The sequence below is a fragment of the Micromonospora sp. NPDC052213 genome, from assembly GCF_040679695.1.
Taxonomy (GTDB): Bacteria; Actinomycetota; Actinomycetes; order Mycobacteriales; family Micromonosporaceae; genus Micromonospora.
Genome location: NZ_JBFAVI010000257.1, coordinates 1 through 6656, shown reverse-complemented (window position 1 = coordinate 6656; position 6656 = coordinate 1). Strand labels below are relative to the sequence as shown.

Below are 6656 nucleotides of genomic sequence, written 5' to 3'. Positions count from 1 at the left end.
CGTGGGTCAGCCACGGCGCGGCGTCCGCGCCGGCCGGGCGGGAGGCGAGCAGCAGCTCCCCGCCGTCGTCCACCACCTGGATCTCCTGGCGCCCGGCCGTGGCCAGCGGCACCCGCATCGACAGGTCGTGCAGGGCCACCGGCGCGCCGTCGCGGGCGCCGGCGGCGAGGAAGGTGGCGGCGAGCACCGCGGCCGGCACGAGCTCCGCGCCCTGCACCGTGTGGCTGCCCGGGTACGGACGGCTGGCGTCGCTGAGCACCGTGTGCCACAGCCGCAGCTCGCTGCCGGCGACGGTGGTCGCCGTGCCGAGCAGGGTGTGCGAGCCGATGTCGTGCCCGCCGGCGGCCACCGGGGGAGTGGGCTCGCGCCACAGCTCCTGGTGCCGCCAGGCGTAGCGGGGCAGGTCGGTGAGCCCGCCGTCGGGCCGCAGCGCGGCCCAGTCGACCTCGACGCCGTGGCAGTGCGCCTCCGCCACGGCGGCGAGGGCCGTGCGGTGCCCGGGGGCGTGGCGGCGCAGCGTGGTCCCGACGTACCCGTCCTCGATGCCGGCGTGGTCGAGGGTCTCGCGCAGCGAGTGGGCGACGACCGGATGGGCGGAGATCTCGACGAAGGTGCGGTGCCCGTCGGCCAGGGCGGCGCCGACCGCGTCGACCAGGCGGACCGGCCGGCGCAGGTTCGCCGCCCAGTACGCCCCGTCGCAGGCGGCCGCGGCGCGCGGGTCGTCGAGCACCGTCGAGTACATCGGCACGGTCCCCGCCGAGGGGCGCAGGTCGGCCGCGGCGGCCTGTAGCTCGTCGGCGAGCGCGTCCATGTGCGGGCTGTGGAAGGCCACGTCGGACTGCACCCGGCGGACCGCGATCCGGTCCGCCGGCCACTGCTCGATCACGGCGTCCACGGCGGCGATGTCGCCGGAGACCACGGTGGACGCGGGGGCGGAGGCGATCGCCGCGACCAGGTCGGCGCGGCCGGCGAGCCGCTCGGCGACGTCGGCGAACGGCAGGGTGACCATGGCCATCGCGCCCCGGCCGGCGGCCCGCCGCAGCAGGGCGGACCGGCGGCAGATCAGCCGGGCCCCGTCGGCCGGGGTCAGGATGCCCGCGGTCACGGCGGCGGCGACCTCGCCGACCGAGTGCCCGATGACGGCGGCCGGGCGGACCCCGTACGCCCGCCAGACCGCGGCCAGGCCGACGTGCATGGCGAAGGTCAGCGTCTGGATGCGGTCCACCCCGGCCAGCTCGGGGTCGGCGAGCGCCTGCCGCAGCGAGAAGCCGGCCTCCTCGGCGACGACCGGCTCGATCTCGTCGATCGCGGCGGCGAAGGCCGGTTCGTGGGCCAGCAGGTCGCGGCCCATGCCGGCCCAGTGCGAGCCGTGCCCGGAGAAGACCCAGACGGGCCGGGCGGGCGGGCCGGCCGGCGCCACCCCCGAGACCGTGTCGGGGTCCGGTTGGCCGGCGGCGAGCCGGCGCAGGGCGGCGACCACCTCGTCGCGGTCCTGCCCGGTGACCACCGCCCGGTGGGTCAGGTGGGCCCGGCGGCGCGCGAGCGTGTGGCCGACGTCGGCCAGGCCCGGCCGGTCGTCCCCGTCGAGCCGGTCGGCGAGCCGGGCGGCCTGCTGGCGCAGGGCGGCGTCGGACCGGGCCGACAGCGGGAAGAGCGGCCGGGCGGCGTCGTCGGCCGGCGGCGCGTCGGCGCCGGCGGGAACGGGCGGCGCCTCCTCCAGGACGATGTGGGCGATGGTGCCGCCGTAGCCGAACCCGGAGACCGCGGCGCGGCGCGGGCCGTCCCGCTCGGGCCAGGGCAGCGTGCCGGTCACCAGGCGCAGCCCGGTGCCGGCGCCGACGGCGTCGATCGGCTCGCCGCGCAGCGGGGTGCCCGGGATCTGGCCGTGGTGCAGCGCGAGGACGGCCTTCATCAGCCCCGCGACACCGGCGGCGCCCTCCAGGTGCCCGACGTTGGACTTGATCGAGCCGATGAGGCAGGGCCGGTCGCCCGAGCGGCCGGCGCCGTAGACGGCGGCCAGCGCGGTCGCCTCGACGGGGTCGCCGAGCTGGGTGCCGGTGCCGTGCGCCTCCACGTAGTCCACGCTGCCCGGGGCGACGCCCGCCCGGTCGCAGGCGCGGCGGACGACGTGCTGCTGCGCGGGGCCGGACGGGGCCATGATGCCGTCGGTGTGACCGTCCTGGTTGACCGCGCTGCCGCGGATCACCGCCAGGATCCGGTCGCCGTCCCGTTCGGCCTCGTCGAGCCGCTTGAGCACCAGCACGCCGCACCCCTCGCCGCGGCCGTACCCGTCGGCGTCGCGGTCGAACGACTTGCTCACGCCGTCGGGGGCGAGGGTGCCGGCGGCCTGGAGGGAGGCGTTCTGCCCGGGGGTGAGCACCAGGTTCACGCCGCCGGCCAGGGCCACCGTGCTCTCCCGCAGCAGCAGGCTCTGGCAGGCCAGGTGCACCGCGACCAGCGACGCCGAGCAGGCCGTGTCGACGGCGACGCTCGGGCCGCGCAGGTCCAGCGCGTAGGAGATGCGGTTGGCCAGGGCGCAGGTGGCCGCGCCGATCCCGGTGTACGCCTCGACGGTCGGCAGGTCCTCCAGCAGCCGGTCGCCGTAGTCGGTGGTGCTGACCCCGACGAAGACGCCCGTGTCGGTGCCGGCCAGCCGGGTGGGTGGCAGGCCGGCGTGCTCCAGGGCCTCCCAGCCGACCTCGAGCAGGATCCGCTGCTGCGGGTCCATCTCGGCTGCCTCCCGGGGCGAGAGGCCGAAGAACTCCGGGTCGAAGCCGGCGACGTCGCGCAGGTAGCTGCCGGCGGTGACGGTGTCGCGCAGCACCGCCTCGTACTCGGGGCCGCGCTCCCGGTAGGCGCGCCAGCGCTGCACCGGGATCTCCCCGACGGTCTGGCCGCCCTTGAGCAGCAGCTCCCAGAGGGCGTCCGGGGTGTCGACATCGCCGGGCAGCCGGCAACCGATGCCGATGACGGCCACCTGGTACGGGTTGTCGGCGGGATCGTCCCGGGTCATCGTCGTACCTCCGTTGGTCGGGTCGCGGCGCGGGCGGGGGCGGTCAGCGGTCGACGTAGGGGTTGTCCAGCACGCGCAGGACGGCGGCGGTGAACTCCACGCCGGGGCCCATCGCGAGCCAGAGCACGTGGTCGCCGGCGGTGACCTCGCCGGCCCGCAGCGAGTGGTGCAGGGCGAGCAGGTGGTCGCTGGCCCCGCAGTGCCCGATCATGCGCCCGAAGTCGAAGGTGGACTTCTCCATCCCCAGCCCCAGGGGCGCCATGCAGCGCTGCTCGACCACCTCGCGGGAGTAGTTCATGAAGGAGACCTTGGCCAGGTCGGTCGTGCCGATGCCGGCCTCGGCGAGCGCCTGCTCGGCGACGGTGGTCATCGTCTCCTGCGCCTCGCCGAGCACGGCGAGCACGGGGGTCTGCTCGGTGATGTGGTAGAAGAGCCGGGCGCCGAAGTCGAGCTCCCGGCCGACGGTCATGCCGGGCGGGAACATCGGCTCGCCGCCGCGGTGCACCTCCTCGGCCTCCGGCACGGTGATGGAGCAGACCGACAGCAGCTCGGCGAAGCCGCTCTCGGTGCTCAGCACCACCGCCGAGGCGGCGTCGCCGAGGATGAAGCCGAGGTTGGTGCGCCAGCGGTCCAGCAGCGGGGTGCCGTAGTTGTCGGCGGCGACGAGCATCGCGGCCTTGCGTTCCGGCGCGGCCTTGAGGTAGCTGGCCGCGATCTCGAGCATGGTGAACATGCCGTTGCAGCCCTGCCGGATCTCGGTCGCCCGGGGCACCCCGCCGAGGAGGTAGTGCTGGAGGTAGGCGTGCGGCAGCCAGCCCTCGGGGCCCTGGTGCCAGGTGGCCGCGTAGAGCAGCAGGTCGATGTCGCCGCGGCCCAGCTCGCTCTCCTTGAGGGCGTCCTGCGCGGCGCGCAGCGCCATGTCCGGCGCGGGCAGTTCGCCGGCGATCGCGGCGCCGCCCAGCCCGTGCGTCTCGATGTCCTCCTGCGGGTACAGGCCCTGGGCGACGGCGTCCTCGACGGTGACGGTCTCAGGAAGGTAGGCCCCGATCCCACGGATGTACGTTCCGGCGGTGCGCATCGGCTTCTCTCCTCGGCGTTCGACGTGATCGAGGCAATTCGCTTTAAGATTATATAGCGCCTGACGGGCGGTCAATGGCCGTCCGAGGGGCGATGTCGAGCGTCTCGTCGCCCCGCGCCAGCCCCGACAGCAGGGAGACGAACGAGATCTTCGGAGGCATCAGCCGGTCCGGGTCCACGATGGTCTGGGCACGCAGGTGCAGCTCGTCGCGGCCGTGCGCGCCGTCGTAGAAGAACCGGATCAGGTCGATCAGGGCGGCCAGGAAGTCCCGGTAGCGGTCCTCGTACACCTGCATGAGGTGGCGCTCCTTCTCCGGCGCGGCCAGCGCCTCGTGCACCGCCCGGGACAGGCTGAGCGCGCCGCGCATCGCCAGCGTCACGCCGGAGGACAGCAGGGGGTCGATGAAGGCGGCCGCGTCGCCGACCAGCACCCAGCCCGGCCCGGAGAACTGGCTGCACGCGTACGACCAGTCCCGCGCGGTGCGGTAGACGTCGACCCGCCGCGCGCCGCTGGTGAGCCAGGAGACCTCGTTCGACTCCGCGATCTGTTTCTCCAGCAACTGCTCCGGGGGCAGGCCGGACTCGACGAACCGGTCCGACGGGGTGACGTACCCGATCCCGGTCAGGGTGGGGCTCAGCGGCGCGTACCAGAGCCAGCCGTGGGAGCGGCTCTCGACGAGCAGGTCGCCCTCGTGGTCGCCGGGGTAGCGCAGCGCCCCGGCGTAGTAGCTCCACGTCGCCATGTTGCGCAGGTCGTCGTGCCAGGAGACCAGCCCGAAGTGCCGGCCGAGCCAGCGCTGCTGCCCTGACGCGTCGACCACGATCGCGGCGCGGGCGTCGATCGGGTCGGCCTCTCCCCGGAACTGGTAGCTGACGCCCGCGATCCGGTCGCCGTCGGTCAGCGGCCCCCGGACGGTGGCTCCCTCCACCACCACCACGCCCAGTTCCCGCGCCCGGTCCAGCAGCATCGCGTCGAACTCGGCGCGCCGGACCTGCCACGAGTAGTCGAACCGGGCGTCGCGGATCTCCCGGAACCGGAACGACCACGGGGCGGTCTGGTCGGCCCCCCACAGCAGGCTGCCGCCGTGTTTGATCTGGAAGCGCAGCTCCGCCATCCGCTCGCGCACGCCGAGCGCGTCCAGGGTGAGGGTGACGCCGCTGATCAGGGACTCGCCGATGTGGTAGCGGGGGAACTTCTCGCGCTCCAGCAGCAGGACCCGGTGGCCCTCCTGGGCGAGCAGACCGGCCGTGCTCGATCCGGCCGGGCCGCCGCCCACGACGATCACGTCGTACTCGGGTTCGGGATGGCTCATGGTCGACGACTCCTCCTGCTCGGACAGGGACGACGCGGCGCTCAACCGCCCGGCGTGAACGCGATCGGCAGGCTGGCCAGGCCCCGGAACATGGTGCGCGGCTGGTAGGTCAGCCCGTCCGGGGCACAGCCCAGCCGCAGGCCCGGCAGCCGGGCCAGCGCGGCCACCGCGGCGCGCAGCTGCGTACGGGCGAGGTAGGACCCGAGGCAGTAGCGCATCCCCGCGCCGAAGGACAGCGACGGGACCGGGTCCCGCCGGATGTCGAACTCGTCGGGCCGGTCGTACCGCCGCGGGTCCCGGTTCGCCGCACCGGCCAGGACGACCACGACGTCGTCGCGGCACAACCGCCGGCCGTGCAGCTCCACGTCGACGTCGAGCTGCCGGGTGTTGGACTGCACCGACGGGTCGTACCGCAGGCATTCCTCGACGGCCTGGGCCAGCAGGTCCGGCCGACGCCGGAGCAGGTCGAGCTGGTCGGGGTGCGCCAGCAGGCTCAGCACGGCGTTGCCCACCTGGCTGGCCACCGTCTCGTGGCCGGTGAAAATGAACGTGACCACCGTGCTGACGATCTCGTTGCGGCTCATCAGGCCGCGGTCGTGGGCGTCGAGCATCAGCGCCAGCAGGTCCTCGCCGCCCTCGCGCCGCCGCCTCGCGAGGGCCCGCTCCACGTAGTCGGCGAACTCGGCGATCGCCGCGTGGCCGCGATGCATGTCCTCGGCGCTGGCGCCCCGGTCCAGGGTCCGCCCCACGTCGCGCGACCACCGCCCGACCGGCTCCCAGTCGGCGGCGGGCAGGCCGAGCAGGCCGAGGACCGCGCGCAGCGCCAGCGGGTACGCCAGCTCGTCGACCACGTCCATCGCGCCGCGGGCCAGGGCGGGCCGCAGCAGGTCGTGGACGGTGCCGGCGATGACCGGTTCCAGCCGGCGCAGCGCGGACGGCGAGAAGGCCGGGCCGACCACCCCGCGCAGCCGGCCGTGGTCGGGCTCGTCCTGGAACAGGATGATGTCGCCGACGATCTCGGCGAGCAGCCCGGGCCCGACGAGGTCGGTCCAGAACCGGCGGATGCCGGTCCGGGCGAAGCGCGCGTCGCCGAGCACGCCGCGCACGTCGGCGAAACGGGAGACGTACCAGACCCGGTGGGCGCCGAGGTGGACCGGGTCGTGCCGCAGCAGCCAGTGGTAGGACGGGTACGGGTCACGCCGGACGTCGGCGTCGGTGGGATCGAACGCGGTCACGGCATCGACCAGCACGAG

Annotated in this window: 4 protein-coding genes; all 4 read right to left on the bottom strand. The window is 74.9% G+C overall.

Translation table 11 applies throughout. The annotated features are described in order from the left end of the window. Positions 1-3013, bottom strand: a 3013-nt coding sequence (locus AB0L34_RS32225) for a type I polyketide synthase (protein ID WP_363709262.1), incomplete at its 3' end; no start/stop codon positions are given. A gap of 43 nt (positions 3014-3056) precedes the next feature. Beyond that, complete coding sequence (locus tag AB0L34_RS32220; RefSeq protein WP_363709261.1) at positions 3057-4091, bottom strand: ketoacyl-ACP synthase III family protein; 1035 nt, start codon at positions 4089-4091, stop codon at positions 3057-3059. Between the two features lie 49 nt (positions 4092-4140). After that, positions 4141-5403 (bottom strand): NAD(P)/FAD-dependent oxidoreductase, encoded by a 1263-nt coding sequence (locus AB0L34_RS32215; protein WP_363709259.1) that lies wholly within the window; start codon positions 5401-5403, stop codon positions 4141-4143. A 41-nt stretch (positions 5404-5444) separates the two neighbouring features. Next, positions 5445-6656 (bottom strand): cytochrome P450 (locus AB0L34_RS32210; protein ID WP_363709257.1); only part of this gene is annotated, 1212 nt, incomplete at its 5' end.